Below are 20730 nucleotides of genomic sequence, written 5' to 3' on the forward strand. Positions count from 1 at the left end.
CTGGCCCTTCTTTTTTTTTTTATTTGTATTGGTTTCTGCCCCCACCCTGGGGGGGGGGGGTGTCGGCCCCCCCCCCCCCCCCCCCACCGCTGTGCCGCCGTTCAGGACAGCAGCTCCACCTCCGCCAGCGTGTGCTCGCCGTCCAGGACCAGCCGGTACTTCGCGTACGTGCCCGGTGACTTCACCGAGAACGCCCGGGTCTGCTTGTCCCAGGCGAAGGACTCCCCGGAGCGCTGGTCCAGCGTCCGCCAGGTCGTGCCGTCGGCCGAGCCCTGGAGCTTCCAGCCGGCCGGTGCCTTCGCGTGGTCCGCCGACGAAGTCAGCGTGTACTGGGCCGCCTTCACGCCCTTGCCGGAGACCGGCAGGTCCACCGACGTCACGCTCGCGTCCGTCGCCGAGGTGTTGTCGAACAGGGCGCCCTCACCCGTGACGGCGTCCGCGCGCGGGGTCGGCACCTCGTCGTCCTGGGTGACCGACGGCGGGGCCGCGTTCTTGCCGGTGCCCCACGAGGAGGGCTTGGCGCCCATGTCGAACTCCAGGACCCCGCCCTTCGCGATCAGCGAGTGGGGGAGCGAAGTGGACGTCCAGCGCTTGCCGTTGACCTTGAGTCCCTGCACGTAGATGTTCTTCGTGCTGTTCTTCGGGGCCTTGACGACCAGCTTGCGGCCGTTCTCCAGGTGGACCGTCGCCTTGGTGAACAGCGGGCTGCCGACCGCGTACTCGCCACTGCCCATCACCAGCGGGTAGAAGCCGAGCGAGGAGAAGAGGAACCAGGCCGACTGCTCGCCGTTGTCCTCGTCACCGTGGTAGCCCTGGCCGATGTCGCTGCCGGTGTACAGACGCTGGAGCACCTCGCGGACGTTCTTCTGCGTCTTGTACGGCTGCCCGGCCGCGTCGTACATGTACAGGGCGTGGTGGGCGACCTGGTTGGAGTGCCCGTACATGCCCATCCGGACGTCCCGCGCCTCGGTCATCTCGTGGATGACACCGCCGTAGGAGCCCTTGAACTCCGGCGACGCCGTCTCGGGAGTGGACAGATACTCGTCGAGCTTGTCGCCGAGGCCCTTGCGGCCGCCGTAGAGGTTGGCGAGGCCGCGGCTGTCCTGCGGGGCGGTGAAGGCGTAGCCCCAGCCGTTGGTCTCCGTGTAGTCGTAGCCCCACACGCGCGGGTCGTACTTCTCGGAGTCCACCCGCCAGTCGCCCTTGGCGTCCTTGCCCTGGAAGAAGCCGGCCTTGCTGTCGAAGAGGTTGACGTAGTCCTGCGCGCGGTTGAGGAAGTACGCCGACTCCTCCTTGTAGCGCTTCTCGCCGGTCTCCTTGTAGAGCTTCTCGCCCATCTTGGCGATGCCGTAGTCGTTGAGGTAGCCCTCCAGCGCCCACGACAGGCCCTCGTGCGTCTCGGTGCTGGTGTAGCCGAGGAACGGCGAGGTCTCCATGCCCTTGCGGCCCACGCCGGAGGACGGGGGCACGACGGTGGCGTTCTTCACGGCCGCGTCGTACGCCGCCTTCGCGTCGAAGTCGACGCCCTTGACGTACGCGTCCGCGAAGGCCACGTCGGAGGAGGTGCCGGTCATCAGGTCCGCGTAGCCCGGGGAGGACCAGCGGGAGGTCCAGCCGCCGTCCTTGTAGTGCTGCACGAAGCCGTCGACCAGCTCACCGGCCTTGGACGGGGTCAGGAAGGAGTACGCGGGCCAGGTGGTCCGGTACGTGTCCCAGAAGCCGTTGTTGACGTAGACCTTGCCGTCGACGATCTTGGCGCCGGTCTCCGTCGGGGTGTCCTCCTTGACCGCCTTGGAGAACGGGGAGGCGTACTTGTACGTCCCGTCGACCTTCTCGTGGCCGGCGTTCGGGTACAGGTACAGCCGGTAGAGGCTGGAGTACAGCGTGGTCAGCTGGTCCTGCGTGGCGCCCTCGACCTCGACCTTGCCGAGGACCTTGTCCCACTGCTTCTGGGCGTCGCGCTTGACCTTGTCGAAGGAGGCGCGCTTCGGGATCTCCTGGCGCAGGTTGTCCTTCGCCTGGTCGACGCCGATCAGCGAGGTCGCGATGCGCAGCGTCACCGCGCGGTCCCGGCCGGCGTCGAAGCGCAGGTGGCCCTTGACGCCGCTGGAGTCGCCGCCGGTGACCTTGCTGTCGAACTCGCCGTAGACGAAGAGGCGGGTGGCGCCCGTGGACAGCCCGGACTTGACGTCGGAGTAGCCGCTGAAGGTGCCGGTCTCCTTGTCGAGGGTCAGCCCGGCCTGGTCGTTGACGTTGTCGAAGATCACGCTCGCGTCGTCACCCGGGTAGGTGAAGCGCATCATCGCCGCGTGGTCGGTCGGTGCCATCTCGGCCTTGAGGCCGTTCTCGAACCGCACTCCGTAGTAGTACGGCCGGGCGGTCTCGTTCTCGTGCCGGAAGGCCAGCTCCCGGGCGTCCCGGCCGGTGTCCGGGGTGCCGGACGCGGCCGAGGGCATCACCTGGAAGGTCTGCCGGTCGCCCATCCACGGGCTCGGCTCGTGGCTCGCGCCGAACGCCTGGAGGGTGGGCAGGTTGTCCGCGTTGTTGCCGCGCGCGTACTCGTACAGCCAGCTCAGCGATCCGGCGTTGGTCACCGGCGTCCAGAAGTTGAAGCCATGCGGTACCGCGGTCGCCGGGAAGTTGTTGCCGCGCGAGAAGCTGCCGCTGGAGTTGGTGCCGCGGGTGGTGAGCGCGTAGTCGGAGAGGTGGGCCTTCGGGCGCTCGTACGCGGCCCGCTCGATCTTCACGTCGTCCAGCCAGCCGCGGAACTTCGCCGGGCCCTTGGGGGAGTCGTACGCCACCAGGATCCGGTCGACGGTCTTGCCGGCCGCCACCGAGCCGATGCCCGACGCGACGCTGTTCCACTGGTTGACGTAGAGGATCTTGGCGTCGCCCTGGCCGCGCGGCGTCAGCGGGAACCCGTGCTGGTCGGTGGCCTTGAGGTCGCTCAGGTGGGTGCCGTCGGTGAAGGCGAGGTCGACGGAGACGTTCGTGGCGTCGTAGTCGAGGTCGCCGTCGGCCATCGACGGGAAGATCTTGTACGACAGCTCGCTGCGGCGGTCGACCCTCACATTGACGTCGAAGACCTTGTTGTACGAGTACGCCCGGCCGTCCGCGGTGTGCCGGCCCGCGTAGCGCAGGGCGTGCGTGCCGGTGAAGCCCGCGCCCGACTTCGCGGTCGGCGAGCCGGTCGGGCCGCGGTCGACGAGGGAGAGCATGTCCTCGGGCACCGGGGTGTCGCCGGCGCCGGTGGACAGCTGGAAGTCGGCGAGCTGGAGGGCGTCGCCCGCGCCGTTGTTCTTGGTGATCTCCAGCCGGAAGTGCTGGTACTCGACGGCCTCGGCGAGGTCGTACGTCTTCGTCTGGAAGCGCTCGCCGAAGGATTCACCGGAGCGGGTGTCCAGCGTCTGCCAGGTCTCGCCGTCCGCCGAGCCCTTCAGCGTCCAGTCCACCGGGTCGCGTTCGTCGTGGTCGTTGGCCGAGGTGAGGGCGTACTTGGCGATCTTCGTCGACTTGTCCAGGTCGAACTCGACCCAGCCCGTGTTCTCGAAGGTCAGCCACTTGGTGCCCGGCTCGCCGTCGACGAGGTTCTCCTTGACCTCCCCGCCGTTCGTGTTCTCGGCGCTGGCCCGCACGCCGGTGACGTGGTCGGTGACGTTGCCCGGTATGCCGGTGGTGTACCCGCCGTCCACACCCGAGGACCGCTTGCCGCCGTCCGCGCCGGTGTCCACGGTGTTGAGCCAGTCCGGAGCCGGGTCGTCCGCCTCGAACGAGGACGCGAACTCCCGGTCGGCGCCGGCCGGAGCCTGCGGCAGCGCGACCGCCGCCCCCTGTGAACCCACCGCCAAAGCGAAGGCGGTCGTCAGCACGACCGCCGGACCCCATCTGTGCCGAACTCTGTATTCCATGTCCTGGCCACCCTCCCTGCGCGTGGGACAACGTTGTCAAATCTGCTGCGCAAGGACCAGTAGGGGTCAAGTGGCATGTGATGTCAAGGGTGTTGGATGTGGCGTTCGGGGCTTATGCCGGGGATTCTTACGGCATGGCGTGCACAGGCCACTCATATTTCCGGGAGGTCTCAACTCGGAAAAGACGTACCGCCAACCTTGCTTTCGATCTTGATCCGCTGGCGGGAAGTGGACTATACCTGTCGCCCACCGGGGCGTTTCCTGCACGACCCAGCGTGACCCGATCGCGGTGCCGGGGAGGATCCGGTTCACCGCCTGAGTCCTGTAGAAGGCGAGGACTTGAGCATGGGATCCACTTCCGCCGAGAACAACGGTATGGGCGTCGGCCGCCGCGATCTGATCAAGCGGTCCGCCGCGCTCGGCCTGATCTCCGTACCGACCATGAGCTTCCTCTCCGCCTGCGCGAGCGGCGGCGGGGACGACCAGGAGAAGGCCGAGGCGGGCGAGAAGTCCGCCAAGAACCCGCTCGCGGTCAACGACAGCGCCCAGATGGAATTCGTCCTCTTCGACGGAGGCTTCGGCAAGGAGTACGCCGAGGACGCCGTGAAGCTGTACGAGGAGGCCTTCCCGAAGGCCGAGGTGAAGTTCTCCGCCACCCAGAAGATCCAGTCGACCCTCCAGCCGCGCTTCAACGGCGGCAACCCGCCCGACCTCGTCGACAACTCCGGCGCCGAGCAGATGGACATGGGCGTCCTGGTCGGCAAGAAGCAGCTCGCCGACCTCACCCCGCTCCTCGACGCCCCGTCCTACGACGACCCGAACAAGAAGGTCCGCGACACGCTGCGCCCCGGCATCGTGGAAATGGGCCAGTTCGACGGCGACCCGGTCTGGATCATGTACTACGCGTACACGGTCTACGGGAACTGGTACTCGCAGAAGGCGCTCGACTCGCTGGACGCGGAATACCCGAAGACCTGGGACGAGATGCTCGCGGTCTGCGCGAAGGCCAAGAAGAAGGGCATGGCGGGCTGGACGTACGCGGGCAAGTACCCGTACTACATCCCGTTCTCGATGTCCCCGATGATCGCCAAGGTCGGCGGTGTCGAGGTGCTGGACGCCATCGACAACCTGGAGCCGAACGCCTGGAAGCACCCGGCGGTCAAGACCGTCTTCGAGGCCTGGTACGAGCTGTACAAGAAGGGCTACGTCCTCAAGGGCACCCCGGGCCTGGACCACATCCAGTCCCAGACCGCCTGGGCCAAGGGCAAGGCCCTGTTCATCCCCAACGGCTCCTGGGTGGAGAACGAGTCGGCCAAGGTCATCCCCGCCGACTTCGACCTCGCCGTCTCCGCCCCGCCCGGCATCGACGACTCCGACAAGATGCCCTTCGGCACCATGTGGGCCTCCGGCGGCGAGCCGTTCATCGTCCCGGCCAAGGCGGCCAACGGCGCCGGCGGCATGGAGCAGCTGCGCATCATGCTCAGCGAGGCGTCCTCGAAGAACTTCACCAGCAAGGTGAAGTCGCTCAGCGCCTACAACGGCGGCACCGACGGCATCGAGCTGACCCCGGGCCTCAAGTCCGGCGTCGCGGCGCTGGAGCTGGCCGGCAGCAACGTGGTGAACCCGCGGATGCAGGACTGGTACGTGCAGCTCCAGAAGGAGAAGATCGGCGTCGGCTGCCTGGGCGAGATGATGGCGGGCCGGATGACCCCGGCCGAGACCATCAAGAAGATCCAGGGCTACGCCGACGCCGCCGCCAAGGACTCGTCGATCAAGCACTACAAGCACCAGTGAGGAAGCGTCACCAGGGCCTGTCCGGCGTCGGCGTGCCGGACAGGCCCTGGCGGCGCCACCCGCGCTCAGATCGGGGTCGGTAGCAATGCAGCACGGCAAGTACCGGTTCATCGTGGGGTTCCTGGCGGTACCCCTGGGGCTGTACGCGCTCTTCGTCGTCTGGCCGTTCATCCAGTCCATCTACTACTCGTTCACGGACTGGACCGGGCTGAGTCCCGAGTTCAAGATGGTCGGCTTCGACAACTACTCACGGATGCTCGACGACGACATCTTCTGGAAGTCGTTGCAGCACAGCGTGATGTTCGCCCTGCTGGTGCCGCTGGTGACGCTCGGCCTGGCGCTCTTCTTCTCCTTCATGATCAACGTGGGCGGGCGGAAGCGGAAGGGCGGCCCGGTGATCACCGGTGTCCGCGGTTCCGGCTTCTACAAGATCGTCTACTTCTTCCCGCAGGTACTCTCCATCGCGATCGTCGCCCTGCTGTTCCAGTTCGCCTACAACCCCGACAGCGGCGCGGTCAACTCCCTGCTGCGCGGGATCGGCCTGGACTCGATCCAGCCGCTGTGGCTCGGCGACCCGAACCTCGCGCTGTGGTGCGTGATGGCGGTGCTCGTCTGGTCCACCGTCGGCTTCTTCGTGGTCCTCTTCTCGGCGGGCATGGCCTCCATCCCGGCGGAGCTGTACGAGGCCGCGCTGCTGGACGGGGCGAACCGCTTCACGACCTTCTTCAAGGTCACCCTGCCGCTGCTGTGGGACACCGTGCAGTCCGGCTGGGTCTACATGGGCATCCTCGCGCTCGGTGCCGAGTCGTTCGCGGTCGTGCAGATCATGACGACCGGGCCCGGCGGACCCGACTACTCGACCACCGTGACGGTCCTGTACGTGTACCAGAAGGCGTTCCGGGACGGTCAGGCCGCCTACGCCACCACCATCGGCGTCGCCCTGCTCCTCGTCACGCTGGCCTTCGCGGCGGTCGTGATGAAGCTGGGCCGGCGCGAGCGGCTGGAGTACTGAGCAATGAAGACGACCGAGACCCCCGCCCCCGTGCCGGCCGAGTCCGGCGCCCCCGTCCTGAAGACCGAGGCCGCGCCCGGCGGACTCCGCAAGGGTAAGAAGGAGGGCACCGCCCTCAACGTCTTCTCGCACGGCGTCCTCGTCCTCTGGGCGATCATGGTCGGCATGCCGCTGGTGTGGGCGGTGATGACGTCCTTCAAGGACGACGCCTCCATCTTCGGCTCGCCCTGGGCCCTGCCCGACACGCTGAACTTCGACAACTGGTCGCGGGCCTGGTCCCAGGCGCACATGAGCGACTACTTCCTCAACACCGTCCTGGTGGTGGGCGGTTCGCTCGTGGGTACCCTGGTGCTGGGTTCCATGGCGGCCTATGTGCTGGCCCGGTTCGACTTCCCGGGCAACCGGTTCATCTATTACTTGTTCATCGGCGGCATGAGTTTCCCGATCATGCTCGCGCTGGTCCCGTTGTTCTACGTCGTGGACAACATGGGGCTGCTGAACACCATCCACGGGCTGATCCTGGTCTACATCGCCTACTCGCTGCCCTTCACGGTGTTCTTCCTCACCGCGTTCTTCCGGACCCTGCCCAGCTCGGTGGCGGAGGCCGCGTTCGTGGACGGGGCCTCGCACACCCGGACGTTCTTCCAGGTCATGCTGCCGATGGCCAAGCCCGGCCTGATCAGTGTCGGGATCTTCAACTTCCTGGGGCAGTGGAACCAGTACATGCTGCCGACCGTGCTGAACACGGACCCGGACAAGCACGTCCTCACCCAGGGCCTGGTGCAGCTGGCGGTGAGCCAGGGGTACAAGGGCGACTGGTCGGGCCTGTTCGCGGGCCTGGTGATGGCCATGCTGCCGGTGCTGGCGGCCTACATCATCTTCCAGCGCCAGGTGGTCCAGGGACTCACCGCGGGCGCCCTGAAGTAGCGCCCCGGCGCTCCCCGGCGTTCTCGCGCGTGCCGCTCCCGGAGGCCCGGGGGCGGCACGCGCGTGTGTGCGGCCACGCACCCGTGGGGACCCTGATGCGGTTCAACCTCTTGACGGGAGGCGACCCGAACGGCTCAGCTTAGAGTTCACTAGTTGGACATGGACGGGGCCTCATCGAAGCGGCCCCGCGCGCAGGAGGTCGTCGTGGAGACTCCGGGGTCGCAGTCGTCGCTGCACCGAGCCAACCTGGAACGGGTCGTACGAGCGGTACGGCTCGCCGGTTCGCTCACGCAGGCGGAGATCGCGAGGACGACGGGCCTGTCCGCGGCCACTGTCTCGAACATCGTCCGGGAGCTGAAGGAGGGCGGGACCGTCGAGGTCACGCCCACCTCGGCGGGCGGCCGGCGGGCCCGCAGCGTCTCGCTGAGCGGGGACGCCGGCATTGTCATCGGCGTGGACTTCGGCCACACCCACCTGCGCGTCGCGATCGGGAACCTGGCCCATCAGGTCCTCGCCGAGGAGTCCGAGCCGCTGGACGTGGACGCCTCCTCGGACCAGGGCTTCGACCGGGCGGAACAGCTGGTCAGCCGGCTGGTCGCGGCCACCGGCGTCGACCGCTCCAAGATCGCCGGAGTGGGCCTCGGCGTGCCAGGACCGATCGACGTGGAGTCCGGGACGCTGGGCTCGACCGCCATCCTGCCCGGCTGGGGCGGCACCCGGCCCGCCGAGGAGCTGCGGGGGCGGCTCGGCGTGCCGGTGCACGTGGACAACGACGCCAACCTCGGCGCCCTGGGCGAGCTGGTCTGGGGGAGCGGCCGGGGGGTGCGCGACCTGGCGTACATCAAGGTCGCCAGCGGTGTCGGCGCGGGCCTGGTGATCAACGGGAAGATCTATCGGGGGCCGGGCGGCACAGCGGGAGAAATCGGGCATATCACCCTCGATGAGGCCGGCCCCGTCTGCCGTTGCGGAAACCGGGGTTGCCTGGAGACCTTCGCGGCAGCACGCTATGTGCTTCCGCTCCTCCAGCCCAGCCACGGCACCGATCTGACCATGGAGGGCGTCGTACGGCTGGCGCGGGACGGTGACCCGGGCTGCCGTCGGGTGATCGCCGACGTCGGCCGCCACATCGGCAGTGGAGTCGCCAACCTCTGCAATCTGCTCAATCCGAGCCGGGTCGTCCTCGGCGGCGATCTCGCCGAGGCCGGTGAGCTGGTGCTCGGCCCGATAAGGGAGTCCGTCGGGCGGTACGCCATCCCCAGCGCGGCGCGTCAACTCTCGGTGCTTCCCGGGGCACTTGGGGGCCGTGCGGAGGTGCTCGGGGCGCTCGCCCTCGCCCTCAGTGAAATGGGCGATTCGACCCTTTTGGACGGAAGTGCGACCGGCGCTCTGCCGGCGGCCACGCCTGCCTTCACTTAGAGCACGGATGGCACCGTTGTCATCTCGTTAAGGATTTACTTCTTGACGCCGTACGCGCGGCCGAGTTGACTTCCAGCCACCTCGGCCGCAACGACGCGGCCTCGTCAGGGAGGTTTGTGAAGTGAACACGCGTATGCGTCGTGCCGCCTTTGCCGTCGCCGCCGGCGCCATGGCAGTCTCGCTGGCTGCCTGTGGCAGTGCTGCGGAGTCCGACAACAACGACTCGTCCGACTCGGCCGCGAAGAAGGGCGACGACATCAAGGTCGGTCTGCTCCTTCCGGAGAACCAGACCGCTCGCTACGAGAAGTTCGACAAGCCCATGATCGAGAAGAAGGTCAAGGAGCTGACGAACAACAAGGGCGAGGTCGTCTACGCCAACGCCAAGCAGGACGCCAGCCTGCAGAACCAGCAGGTCGACACGATGGTGACCAACAAGGTCGACGTGCTGATCCTGGACGCGGTGGACTACAAGGCCATCGCCGGCTCGGTGAAGAAGGCCAAGGACGCCGGCATCAAGGTCGTCGCCTTCGACCGCCTGGCCGAGGGCCCGATCGACGCCTACACCTCGTTCGACAACGTCACCGTCGGCAAGACGCAGGGCGAGGCGCTGCTGAAGGCGCTGGGCGACAAGGCCAAGGACAGCCAGATCGTCATGATGAACGGCTCGTCCACCGACCCGAACGCCGCCCAGTTCAAGGACGGCGCCCACGCCGCCCTCGACGGCAAGGTGAAGATCGGCCGCGAGTACGACACCAAGGAGTGGAAGCCGGAGAACGCCAACGCCAACATGCAGGCGGCCATCTCCGCGCTCGGCAAGGACAAGATCGCCGGCGTCTACTCCGCCAACGACGGCATGGCGGGCGGCATCATCACCGCCCTCAAGCGCGCCGGCATCGCCGACATCCCGGTCACCGGCCAGGACGCCGAACTCGCGGGTGTGCAGCGCATCGTCACCGGTGAGCAGTACATGAGCGTCTTCAAGTCCTACCCGAAGGAGGCCGAGGTCGCGGCCGAGATGGCCGTGAAGCTGGCCAAGGGCGAGTCGCTCGACTCCATCGCCAACGACAAGGTCGACAGCGCCACCGCCAAGGGCGTCCCCGCGGTCATCGTCCCGGTCGTCTCGCTGACCAAGGACAACATCAAGGAGACCGTCATCAAGGACGGCTTCTACACGATCGACGAGATCTGCGCGGGCAAGTACAAGGCCGCCTGCGACAAGATCGGTCTGAAGTAAGCGGAACCCGCGTCCCGAGCTGACTGAGCCGCCCGGGACCGGCCGCCCCAGCTCCTCCGGCGCCCCGCACTCATCAGCCCCGCAAGCTACGCGGGGCGCCGGACGGACACCTCCCCCCGATAACTTTCTGCACAACCTCCCGCCGGGTCAGGCGGCGAAGGAGATGGTTCACGTGTCCGCTACGCCCGTGCTGGCGTTGCGCGGGGTCTCCAAGCGATTCGGTGCCGTCCAGGCGCTCACCGACGTAGAGCTTGAGGTCCACGCCGGTGAGGTGGTCGCCCTGGTGGGCGACAACGGAGCCGGAAAGTCCACGCTGGTCAAGACGATCGCCGGCGTGCACCCCATCGATGAGGGCGCCATCGAGTGGGACGGCAGGTCCGTCTCGATCAACAGGCCGCACGACGCCCAGAACCTCGGCATCGCGACCGTCTACCAGGACCTCGCGCTGTGCGACAACATCGACGTCGTCGGCAACCTCTACCTGGGCCGGGAGCTGCGCAAGCGCGGCGTCCTGGACGAGGTGGAGATGGAGCGCCGCTCCCGCGAGCTCCTGGACACGCTGTCCATCCGCATCCCCAGCGTCCGCATCCCGATCGCCTCGCTCTCCGGCGGTCAGCGCCAGGTCGTGGCGATCGCCCGCTCCATGCTCGGCGAGCCGAAGCTGGTCATCCTGGACGAGCCCACCGCCGCCCTCGGCGTCGAGCAGACCGCCCAGGTCCTCGACCTCGTCGAGCGGCTGCGCGAGCGCGGCCACGCGGTCATCCTCATCAGCCACAACATGGCCGACGTCAAGGCGGTCGCCGACAAGGTCGCCGTCCTGCGCCTCGGGCGCAACAACGGCATCTTCGAGGTCAAGTCGACCTCCCAGGAAGAGATCATCTCCGCCATCACGGGCGCCACGGAGAACGCCGTGACCCGTCGTGCGGCGCGCACCAATGGGGAGATCAAGAAGTGAGCATCGACAAGACCTCCACGGCCGCCGAGGAGCACTCGGTGGAGAACCCCGACGCTGCCTCGGCCGCGGTCGCCGCGGTCGACCCGCGGCTGCTGGTGCGCGAGCAGGGCTTCGCCGGCTACCTCGGCGAGTTCAAGCGGAAGATGAAGGCCGGTGACCTCGGGTCCATCCCGGTCGTCGTGGGTCTGCTGGTCATCTGGGCCATCTTCACCAGCCTGAACTCCAACTTCCTCACCGCCGGCAACTTCTCCGACATGTCGGTCGCCATGGTCGGCACCGGCATGATCGCCGTCGGTATCGTCTTCGTCCTGCTGCTCGGCGAGATCGACCTGTCGGTCGGCTCGGTCAGCGGTGTCGCGGGCGCCACCTTCGCGGTGCTGAGCGTCACGCACGGGATGAACGAGATACTCGCCCTGGTGCTGGCGATCCTCACCGGCACGGCGGCCGGCGCCATCCACGGCTTCGTCTTCGCCCGCATCGGTGTCCCGGCCTTCGCCGTGACGCTGGCCGGCCTGCTGTTCTGGCAGGGCTTCATGCTGCAGATCCTCGGCAGCAACGGCACGATCAACCTCGACTCCGAGGGCGTGGTCGTCAAGCTGACCAGCTACTACTTCAGCGACGTGGCCGCCGCGTACGGTCTGGCGATCGTCGTCACCGCGGGGTACTTCCTCAGCGCGTTCATCGACAACCGCCGCCGCGAGGCAGCCGGTGTGCCGTCCCGGCCGCTGAACGAGATCATCGTGCGCACGGTGCTGCTCGCCGTGCTGGCCTTCGCCGTGGCGATCGTCTTCAACCAGTACAAGGGCCTGCCGCTGGCCGTGGTGATCTTCCTGGCCTTCCTGCTGCTCACGGACTTCGTCCTGCGTCGCACCGCCTACGGCCGGAAGATCTTCGCCCTCGGCGGCAGCGTCGAGGCGTCCCGCCGGGCCGGCATCAACGTGGAGCTGGTGCGGATCTCGGTCTTCGCGATCGCGGGCACCTTCGCCGCGATCGGCGGCCTCTTCGTGGCCTCGAAGATCGCCTCCGCCAACCAGGGCGCGGGCACCGGTGAGTTCCTGATGAACGTCATCGCCGCGGCCGTCATCGGCGGCACGTCCCTCTTCGGCGGCCGCGGCCGCACCTGGGACGCGCTGCTCGGTGTGATGGTCATCGTCTCGATCCAGTACGGCCTCGCCCTGGAGGGCATCGCCTCGCCGGTCCAGTACATGATCACCGGTGGCGTGCTGCTGGCGACCGTCGTCATCGACGCGATCACCCGCAAGACCCAGAAGACGGCCGGCCGCGCCTAGAGGTCACAGACCCCCCTGCGCGGCCCTACCGGCCGACGACCGCCCGCCCGCCCGGCTGAGCCCCGGGAGGGCGGGCGGACCGTTGTGCCGTCGCGTCCGGGGGACGGTGCGCGTCGGGCGCCCCCGGCGGGGCAGTCGTAGAACGGTCCGCCGCTGGGTAAGGCCGAACGCGTGACGTACGACGCACCGCCCGGACACGTTCCGCCACGGCGGAACATTAGACTCGGGCAGGCCCGGCAACAGCTCTACTGCAAGGAGGCACGGGTGCCGCTGCTGACCCGCATCACGGGACCGCGCGATCTGGACCGGCTCAGCCTGGAAGAGCTGGGCGGCCTGGCAGAGGAGATCCGCACCTTCCTGGTCGACGCCGTGTCCAAGACCGGCGGCCACCTCGGCCCCAACCTCGGCGTGGTGGAACTCACCCTCGCCCTGCACCGCGTCTTCGACTCGCCGAAGGACAAGGTGCTCTGGGACACGGGCCACCAGTCCTACGTGCACAAGCTGCTCACCGGACGCCAGGACTTCTCCAAGCTGAAGATGAAGGGCGGCCTGTCCGGCTACCCCGCGCAGGCCGAGTCCGAGCACGACGTCATCGAGAACAGCCACGCCTCCACGGTCCTCGGCTGGGCCGACGGCATCGCCAAGGCCAACCAGGTCCTCGACCGCGACGACCACGTGGTCGCGGTCATCGGCGACGGCGCGCTCACCGGCGGCATGGCCTGGGAGGCGCTGAACAACATCGCCGCCGCCAAGGACCGCCCCCTCGTCATCGTCGTCAACGACAACGAGCGCTCCTACGCGCCCACCATCGGCGGCCTCGCCAACCACCTGGCGACCCTGCGCACCACGGACGGCTACGAGCGCTTCCTGGCCCGCACCAAGGAGGTCCTGGAGCGCACCCCGGTCGTCGGCCGCCCGCTCTACGACACCCTGCACGGCGCCAAGAAGGGCCTGAAGGACTTCATCGCCCCGCAGGGCATGTTCGAGGACCTCGGCCTGAAGTACGTCGGCCCGATCGACGGCCACGACCTGGAGGCCCTGGAGTCCGCGCTCACCCGCGCCAAGCGCTTCGGCGGCCCGGTCATCGTGCACTGCCTCACCGAGAAGGGCCGCGGCTACCAGCCCGCCCTCCAGGACGAGGCCGACCGCTTCCACGCCGTCGGCAAGATCCACCCCGACACCGGCCTGCCCATCTCCACCTCCGGCGCCGACTGGACCAGCGTCTTCGGTGAAGAGATGGTGAAGATCGGCGAGGAGCGGGAGGACGTGGTCGCCATCACGGCCGCCATGCTCCAGCCGGTCGGCCTCGACAAGTTCGCCAAGGCCTTCCCCTACCGCGTCTACGACGTCGGCATCGCCGAGCAGCACGGCGCCGTCTCCGCGGCCGGCCTCGCCCACGGCGGGGTGCACCCGGTCTTCGCCGTGTACGCCACCTTCCTCAACCGCGCCTTCGACCAGGTGCTGATGGACGTGGCCCTGCACAAGTGCGGCGTCACCTTCGTGCTGGACCGCGCCGGTGTCACCGGCACCGACGGCGCCTCGCACAACGGCATGTGGGACATGTCGATCCTTCAGGTCGTCCCCGGCCTGCGGCTGGCCGCCCCGCGCGACGCCGACCAGGTCCGCGCCCAGCTGCGCGAGGCCCTCGAAGTGGACGACGCGCCGACCGTGGTGCGCTTCTCCAAGGGCGCCGTCGGCCCCGCCGTACCCGCCGTCGGCCGCGTCGGCGGCATGGACGTGCTGCGCGCCCCCGGCACCGACACCCCGGACGTCCTGCTGGTCTCCGTCGGCGCGCTCGCGCCGATGTGCCTGGATGTGGCGGGCCTGCTGGACAAGCAGGGCATCTCCACCACCGTGGTCGACCCGCGCTGGGTCAAGCCGGTCGACGAGGCCATGGCCCCGCTCGCCGAACGCCACCGCGTGGTCGTCACCGTCGAGGACAACTCGCGCGTCGGCGGTGTCGGCTCCGCCGTCGCCCAGGCGCTGCGCGACGCGGGCGTGGACGTGCCGCTGCGCGACTTCGGCATCCCGCCGCGCTTCCTCGACCACGCCTCCCGCGCCGAGGTCCTGGCCGAGATCGGGCTCACCGCGCCCGACATCGCCCGCCAGGTCACCGGCCTGGTCGCCAGGCTCGACGGCCGGTACGACCGCGCGGGCGCCGGGGCGGACACCGTGGAGGCCGCCCGCGACTGACGCCGCGCCACCCGTATTGAGCCGATGGGCCGGTCTCTCCACTCGTTGCAGTGGTGAAACCGGCCCATCCGCGTGAATCGGCTCACGCCCGGGCATACGCAGTACGCCCCCCTCTCGATCATGTCGGGGACGACAAGCGTCGGAGGTATCCGTGAGCAACAGCAGTCTCTTCAGAACCAAGAAGATCGAGCAGTCCATCCGGGACACGGAGGAACCGGAGCACGCGCTCAAGAAATCCCTGTCCGCGCTGGACCTGACCGTCTTCGGCGTCGGTGTCATCATCGGCACCGGCATCTTCGTACTCACCGGCACGGTCGCCAAGAACAACGCCGGGCCCTCCGTGGCCCTGGCCTTCGTGGTCTCCGGTGTGGTCTGCGCGCTCGCCGCGCTCTGCTACGCGGAGTTCGCCTCGACCGTCCCGGTGGCGGGTTCCGCGTACACCTTCTCCTACGCCTCCCTCGGCGAGCTGCCCGCCTGGATCATCGGCTGGGACCTGGTCCTGGAGTTCGCGCTCGGCACGGCGGTGGTGGCCGTCGGCTGGTCGGGCTACATCCGTTCGTTCTTCGAGAACGCCGGCGTGACGTTCCCCGAGGCCCTGGGCGGCCGGGACGGGGCCGAGGGCTTCGGTTTCGACATCCTCGCCGCCGCCCTGGTGCTGGTCCTCACCGGCATCCTCGTCCTCGGCATGAAGCTCTCGGCGCGGATCACCTCGCTCGTCGTCGCCATCAAGGTGACCGTCGTCCTCATCGTGATCATCGCGGGTGCCTTCTTCATCAAGGGTTCCAATTACGACCCCTTCGTCCCCAAGTCGCAGCCGGTGGAGGCCGGAGCGGGGCTCGACTCACCGCTGATCCAGCTGATGTTCGGCTGGGCACCGGCCAACTTCGGTGTGATGGGCATCTTCACCGCGGCCTCGGTCGTCTTCTTCGCGTTCATCGGCTTCGACATCGTCGCCACGGCGGCCGAGGAGACCAGGAACCCGCAGCGCGACATGCCCCGCGGCATCCTCGGCTCGCTGTTCATCTGCACCGCCCTGTACGTCGCCGTCTCGATCGTCGTCACCGGCATGCAGCACTACAGCGAGCTGTCCGTGGACGCCCCGCTCGCCGACGCCTTCAAGTCCACCGGGCACCCCTTCTTCGCCGGTGTGATCAGCTTCGGCGCCGCTGTCGGCCTGACCACGGTGTGCATGATCCTGCTGCTCGGCCAGACCCGGGTGTTCTTCGCGATGAGCCGTGACGGACTGCTGCCCCGCTTCTTCTCCCGCGTCCACCCGAAGTTCCGGACGCCGTACCGGCCGACCATCCTGCTCGGCGTGATCATCGCGATCGTGGCCGGCTTCACCAGCCTGAGCGAGCTGGCCGAGCTGGTGAACATCGGCACGCTGTTCGCCTTCGTCATCGTGGCGATCAGCGTGATCATCCTGCGCCGGACGCGTCCGGACCTGCCGCGCGCCTTCCGCACCCCGCTGGTGCCGCTGCTGCCGATCCTGTCGGTGGCCGCCTCGCTGTGGCTGATGCTGAACCTGCCCGCCGAGACCTGGGTCCGGTTCGGCATCTGGATGGCCATCGGCGTCGTCGTGTACTTCCTCTACAGCCGCTCCCACAGCCGCCTGGCCCGCGGCGAGGAGACCCCGACGCCCCCGGCCGGCCCCGCGGGGCCGAGCGGCCAGTAGCCCGACGAAGGCAGCGCCCGGTCCCGGAGCAACACCTCCGCGACCGGGCGCTCGTCGTCACCGGGGCCGTACGGCCCGAGGCCCCGTCACCTCCGCGCCCAGTTCGGTCACGCGGCGGCGCAGTTGGCGGTCGGCCGTCACCACCTGGACGGGGCGGTGACCGGCGGCCCTGTGCGACCGGGGCGGCCATGTGGTCGTGGCGGCTGTCGGGGCGTCGGGTGCACCGGTGCGCGGTCGACGGGCTTGGGGGTTTCGCGTCGTCGTCACCGGGGCCGTACGGTCCGCGGGCCGGTGACCTCCGCGCCCAGTTCGGTCACGCGGCGCCGCAGCTCGCGGTCGGCCGTCACCACCAGGACGGGGCGGTGACCGGCGGCCTGTGCGACCAGGGCGACCATGTGGTCGTCACCGCTGCCGGGTGCCGACTCCACGTGTACGCCGTCGGCGGACTCCACCCCGCGGGCCGCGCCCTCCACCACCAGCACGACCTCCACCGGCCCGGTGTGCCCCGGCACGCCGTCCGCCGCCAGGCGGTCCCGCAGGCGCTCCGCGGCCCCGCGCCGGTCGCGCCACCAGCCGTCGGGGACCGAGCCGACGACGTTCGCGGCGTCGACGATCACGAGCAGGGGTGCGTTGTCGTCCATGCGGTCAGGGTCGCACGCCCCCGCCATACCCACTTCCGTGCGCGGCAGCGTAAAATGATCAGGTGAACGGTGAGTGGCTCATACGCGGCCGGGACGGCCGCCTCAGCGTCTACCTGATGACACAGGACGCTGTCCTGTGCCGCGCGGAGCAGGTGCCGGGCGGTGCCTGGGACACACCCCGCAGGCTGGGCGGAGACCAGCGGCTGCACTCCGCACCGGCACTCGGCCAGGGCGCCGACGGCTACGCGCACTTGGCGGCGTGGTCGCCCACCGCGTCCGGCGCCTTGGAGCTGGTCCACTCCGCCCACTTCAGGCCCTTGCTCGCCGCTCTCGACTGGGACCCCGTCGGCCGCCCTGACGACAGGAGCGGCTCCACCGCCGTTCCTGGTGTCGCCGTCGACCACCAGGGTCGCGCGCACATCTTCGTGCGCAACGAAGGCGGTGGACTCGGCATGCGTGCCCAGGCGCAGAAGGGCGGCTGGGGCCCGTGGCGCGACCTCAAGGGCACCGGACTGCGGGACGCGCCAGTCGCGGTGGCCGGCAAGGCCGGACGCATCGAGGTGTACGCGGCCGGTGAGGGCGCGATCCTGTACTGGCGTCAGGAGGCCCCCGCCACCCGGTTCGAACTGGTGGAGACGGTGGAGGCCGAGGCGCGCCCCGGCACCCTGCGTGCCCTCGCGACCTCGGACGAGAACACGACCCTGTTCTTCGCCGACACCTCCGGCCGCCTTGTCACCTGGCGCCCCGGCGGCAAGCCCACGCCCCTGGTGGCCGCCGCGGGACCCGGCGCCGTGTCCGCCGTCCGCTGTGTCATAGACGGTCACGACTGCACGGTGGTCGCCCAGCGCTCGGCGGCCAGCGGCCGGGTCGCCTTCGCCGCGTACCCCTCGGAGCTGGAGGAGATGGGCGCGGCCTGGACCGAGTCGGGCCCCGCGCTGCCGGCCGACGCGACGGTCTCCCTGGCGCTGGACGCCGACGGCCGACTGGTGGCCGCGACCCTCTCCCCGTCCACCGGGCAGCTCCACCTCACCCGGCGGAAGGACGAGGCGGGGCTGGCGCTGGGGGCGTGGCAGGCCGTCTGACGCCGCCCGGCGGCCCGGTGACGGACGCATGGGGAACTGGTGAACGAACGGCATATGATGTTCCGCGTTCGACGGTCCCTGTCCGTGACACGGCGGGCTTCAGGAAGGTGCAGCAGGCCATGCGGAGAAAGTCGGCGGACCCGGTCGGCACCGCCAGCCGGGTCGGGCCCGGCACCGCGGAGCGCGGGCACGACGGCACGGCCGGACCGCCGCACGGCGACTGGCTCACCCTCGGCAGGGACGGCCGCCTCAGCCTCTACCTGCCCGCCGAGGGCGGCCTGGCGCGCTGGACGGAGACCGCCGTGGGCGGCCCCGGCTGGAGCGGGCCGCACTTCGTGCCCGTCGCGGGGCTGACCGACCTGACGGTGGTGCAGGGCGCGGACACCTACGTCCACTTCCTGGGCCGCCGGGAGCGCGAGCGGTCCGACGGCGCGCCGGGCGTGGACGTCGTGCACGCCATCCAGTACCAGACCGGACTGGCCTTCACCGAATGGCGCTCGCTGGGCAACCCGCACCGCGACCGCGCCGAGGGCCGGGGACTCGGCGTGCCCGCCGGGGCGGTCGCCTCCGACGGCACGGTGCACGTCTTCGTACGCAACGCGAACGGCGGCCTGTCGCTGCGCCGTGAGGCGCCGAACGGCAAGTGGCGCGCCTGGGAGGACCTGCACGGCACCGGCATCGACGGACCGCCCGCACCGGTCGCGCTGTCCGGCGGCCCGCTGGCGGTCTGCGCCGTCTCCGCCTCGGGCGTCCTGCTGTGGCGCCAGACCGAACCGGGCGGCGACTTCGCCGGCCCGCAGGGCCTCGCCCTGCGCCCGGTGCCGGGCACGGTCACCGCGGTGGAGACCGGGCCGGACCGCGCCACGTACTTCTGGACCGACGCCGAGAGCGGCGGCGCGGCCGCGTGGCGGGAGGGCGACTGGCCCGCCGCGCTGGGCGGATCACCGGCCGAGCGGCCGTACGCCTCCCTGCGCACGGCCGTGGACGGCTACGACTGCGTCGTCCTCGCCCACCGGACCCGGGACGGCTCCGCGCTGTTCGGCATGGGCGCCACGGAGAACGAGACCGGCGGATTCTGGTGGTACGCCCTGGCCGAATCGTGCCAGGGCGTACCGGCCCTGGCCCGCGACGGACTCGGGCGGGTGGTGATGGCGCTGATCGGGGCCGACGGCACCCCGAAGGTGGCCCGCCAGGACGACGGCACCGGCCTCACCCTCACCCGCTGGCGAACCCTCGGGACCTGAGCGGCCGGCGCCTCGCGGCGACCTGCAGGCGTCCTGTACAGGCGTCCTGGCGGGGGATCAGCCGCCCGTCGCGGGCGACTTCTTGGCGGACTCGGGGATCTCGGAGTCCGACCGGACGGCCTTCCACAACTCGGTGGCCTGCGGCTCGGCGGCCACGACCCGGTTCGGGTCGGTCTTGTCGTACGCCACCGGCAGCATGATCGTCTCCATGGTGGCCGGGTCGACCCCGTTCATGCTGCGCGCGAAGTCCGCGAGGCTGGTCAGCGAGGCCAGTTCGGAGTCCGTGGTGAGCGCGGCGGTGAGACTGTCGGCGATCTTGTACGTCTTGGTGGGGCTGCCCAGCAGGTCCTGCTTCTTGACCTCGCTCAGCAGCGCGATCAGGAACTCCTGCTGGAGCCCGATGCGGCCGAGGTCGCTGCCGTCGCCCACCCCGTGCCGGGTACGCACGAAGGCCAGGGACTCGGTGCCGTCCAGGGTGTGGGTGCCGGCGCTCAGGTCCAGGCCGCTGGCGGGGTCCTTGATGGGCTCCTCGACGGTGACGGGCACCCCGCCGATGGCGTCGACCAGGCCCTTGAACCCGGCGAAGTCGATCTCCATGTAGTGGTCCATGCGGACGCCGGACATCTTCTCCACGGTCTTGACCACGCAGGCCGGTCCGGCCTGCGCGTACACGGAGTTGAACATCACGCGCCTCGCCTCCGGCAGGGCGGAGCCGTCGGACTTCTCGCACTCGGGGCGGGTGACCAGGGTGTCGCGCGGGATGCTCACGGCGACGGCCTGCTTGCGGCCCTCGGGTATGTGCACCACCAGGGCGGTGTCCGAACGGGCCCCGGCGACCTTGCCGGTGCCGAGCGAGGCGTTGTCGCCGGAGCGCGAGTCCGAGCCGAGGACCAGGAGGTTCTGTCCCGACGTCGGCAGCTTCTCCGGACGGTCGCTGCCGAGGGCCTTGTCCAGGTCGACCCCGTCGATGTTCCCGTTCAGGCCGCTGTAGAGCCAGTAGCCGGTGCCGCCGAGGGCGAGCAGCAGCACGACGAGCGACAGCAGGACGATCCGTCCCCAGCGTCTGCGGCGGCGTGGCGCGCGGCGACCGCCGTCCGGCGCGGCCCGGCGGGCACGCCGAGGCTCCGTGGTGGCGCTGTGCGTCATGGTGGTGGGTTCCTCTCCTCACGGGCTCCGCGGTGGCGGAGTCGCAGGGCCCGGGTGGGGGGAGGCCGGCCCGCTGGGCGGTCGTGTCAGTGCGAGCACTATATGTGCTCACGCCCAGTCATTTTACGAGCGGGGAACCATAGCGGGTAACAGCGATGTACGCCACATTAACTCCCCTTGACCAGCCTTAAGGGTGACATAAGATGTGGCGGAC

Annotated in this window: 14 protein-coding genes and 1 pseudogene; 11 read left to right on the top strand and 4 right to left on the bottom strand. The window is 69.5% G+C overall.

All coding sequences use genetic code 11. The features are described from left to right. Positions 1-101 precede the first annotated feature (101 nt). On the bottom strand, positions 102-3908 hold the full coding sequence (locus ACFC1X_RS39920) for a GH92 family glycosyl hydrolase (protein ID WP_376364409.1): 3807 nt from the start codon (positions 3906-3908) through the stop codon (positions 102-104). A gap of 345 nt (positions 3909-4253) precedes the next feature. Between ACFC1X_RS39920 and ngcE the strand changes: the two genes are divergently transcribed. From ngcE to ACFC1X_RS39965, 9 genes are all read left to right on the top strand, one after another. Beyond that, complete coding sequence (gene ngcE, locus ACFC1X_RS39925) at positions 4254-5702, top strand: N-acetylglucosamine/diacetylchitobiose ABC transporter substrate-binding protein (protein ID WP_376364412.1); 1449 nt, start codon at positions 4254-4256, stop codon at positions 5700-5702. Between the two features lie 85 nt (positions 5703-5787). Beyond that, entirely contained in the window at positions 5788-6714 is a 927-nt protein-coding gene (locus tag ACFC1X_RS39930) for a carbohydrate ABC transporter permease (protein ID WP_376364415.1), read from the top strand. Positions 6715-6717: 3 nt separating this feature from the next. Further along, complete coding sequence (locus tag ACFC1X_RS39935) at positions 6718-7641, top strand: carbohydrate ABC transporter permease (protein WP_376364418.1); 924 nt, start codon at positions 6718-6720, stop codon at positions 7639-7641. 204 nt (positions 7642-7845) lie between these two features. Then, on the top strand, positions 7846-9057 hold the full coding sequence (locus ACFC1X_RS39940) for an ROK family protein (protein ID WP_376364463.1): 1212 nt from the start codon (positions 7846-7848) through the stop codon (positions 9055-9057). Positions 9058-9190: 133 nt separating this feature from the next. Next, positions 9191-10291: a sugar ABC transporter substrate-binding protein gene (locus ACFC1X_RS39945; RefSeq protein WP_376364465.1), complete on the top strand. Its 1101-nt coding sequence runs from the start codon at positions 9191-9193 to the stop codon at positions 10289-10291. 163 nt (positions 10292-10454) lie between these two features. After that, positions 10455-11246: an ATP-binding cassette domain-containing protein gene (locus ACFC1X_RS39950; RefSeq protein WP_064730313.1), complete on the top strand. Its 792-nt coding sequence runs from the start codon at positions 10455-10457 to the stop codon at positions 11244-11246. Beyond that, complete coding sequence (locus tag ACFC1X_RS39955) at positions 11243-12535, top strand: sugar ABC transporter permease (RefSeq protein ID WP_376364421.1); 1293 nt, start codon at positions 11243-11245, stop codon at positions 12533-12535. Before ACFC1X_RS39950 ends, ACFC1X_RS39955 begins: the two co-directional genes overlap by 4 nt. A gap of 264 nt (positions 12536-12799) precedes the next feature. After that, positions 12800-14728 (top strand): 1-deoxy-D-xylulose-5-phosphate synthase, encoded by a 1929-nt coding sequence (gene dxs / locus ACFC1X_RS39960; protein WP_376364424.1) that lies wholly within the window; start codon positions 12800-12802, stop codon positions 14726-14728. Positions 14729-14879: 151 nt separating this feature from the next. Beyond that, entirely contained in the window at positions 14880-16403 is a 1524-nt protein-coding gene (locus ACFC1X_RS39965) for an amino acid permease (RefSeq protein ID WP_376364427.1), read from the top strand. Positions 16404-16460: 57 nt separating this feature from the next. On the opposite strand, the pseudogene ACFC1X_RS39970 reads toward ACFC1X_RS39965, so the two are convergent. Together ACFC1X_RS39970 and ACFC1X_RS39975 are read right to left on the bottom strand one after the other, a co-directional pair. After that, positions 16461-16550: pseudogene (locus ACFC1X_RS39970) on the bottom strand (NTP pyrophosphohydrolase); the annotation flags it as partial. A 116-nt stretch (positions 16551-16666) separates the two neighbouring features. Beyond that, positions 16667-17044, bottom strand: coding sequence for an NTP pyrophosphohydrolase (locus ACFC1X_RS39975; protein WP_376364430.1), 378 nt, complete (start codon positions 17042-17044; stop codon positions 16667-16669). 62 nt (positions 17045-17106) lie between these two features. Here ACFC1X_RS39975 and ACFC1X_RS39980 point away from each other — a divergent pair, with 62 nt between their 5' ends. Next, positions 17107-18126, top strand: coding sequence for a hypothetical protein (locus ACFC1X_RS39980; protein ID WP_376364433.1), 1020 nt, complete (start codon positions 17107-17109; stop codon positions 18124-18126). 119 nt (positions 18127-18245) lie between these two features. Continuing rightward, complete coding sequence (locus ACFC1X_RS39985) at positions 18246-19370, top strand: hypothetical protein (protein WP_376364436.1); 1125 nt, start codon at positions 18246-18248, stop codon at positions 19368-19370. Between the two features lie 57 nt (positions 19371-19427). Here the strand turns inward: ACFC1X_RS39985 and ACFC1X_RS39990 are convergent, their stop codons facing one another. Beyond that, entirely contained in the window at positions 19428-20516 is a 1089-nt protein-coding gene (locus tag ACFC1X_RS39990) for an LCP family protein (protein WP_376364439.1), read from the bottom strand. Between the last annotated feature and the right edge of the window lie 214 nt (positions 20517-20730).

This window comes from Streptomyces sp. NPDC056128, from assembly GCF_042263835.1.
Taxonomy (GTDB): domain Bacteria; phylum Actinomycetota; class Actinomycetes; order Streptomycetales; family Streptomycetaceae; genus Streptomyces.

What these genes read in the sequence shown, in the direction of transcription:
- ACFC1X_RS39975 (WP_376364430.1), bottom strand. Translation starts at nt 17,044, where the DNA reads ATGGACGACAACGCACCCCTGCTCGTGATCGTCGACGCCGCGAACGTC.
- ACFC1X_RS39950 (WP_064730313.1), top strand. Translation starts at nt 10,455, where the DNA reads ATGGTTCACGTGTCCGCTACGCCCGTGCTGGCGTTGCGCGGGGTCTCC.
- ACFC1X_RS39985 (WP_376364436.1), top strand. Translation starts at nt 18,246, where the DNA reads ATGCGGAGAAAGTCGGCGGACCCGGTCGGCACCGCCAGCCGGGTCGGG.
- ACFC1X_RS39945 (WP_376364465.1), top strand. Translation starts at nt 9,191, where the DNA reads ATGCGTCGTGCCGCCTTTGCCGTCGCCGCCGGCGCCATGGCAGTCTCG.
- ACFC1X_RS39935 (WP_376364418.1), top strand. Translation starts at nt 6,718, where the DNA reads ATGAAGACGACCGAGACCCCCGCCCCCGTGCCGGCCGAGTCCGGCGCC.
- ngcE (WP_376364412.1), top strand. Translation starts at nt 4,254, where the DNA reads ATGGGATCCACTTCCGCCGAGAACAACGGTATGGGCGTCGGCCGCCGC.
- ACFC1X_RS39920 (WP_376364409.1), bottom strand. Translation starts at nt 3,908, where the DNA reads ATGGAATACAGAGTTCGGCACAGATGGGGTCCGGCGGTCGTGCTGACG.
- ACFC1X_RS39930 (WP_376364415.1), top strand. Translation starts at nt 5,788, where the DNA reads ATGCAGCACGGCAAGTACCGGTTCATCGTGGGGTTCCTGGCGGTACCC.
- ACFC1X_RS39990 (WP_376364439.1), bottom strand. Translation starts at nt 20,516, where the DNA reads ATGACGCACAGCGCCACCACGGAGCCTCGGCGTGCCCGCCGGGCCGCG.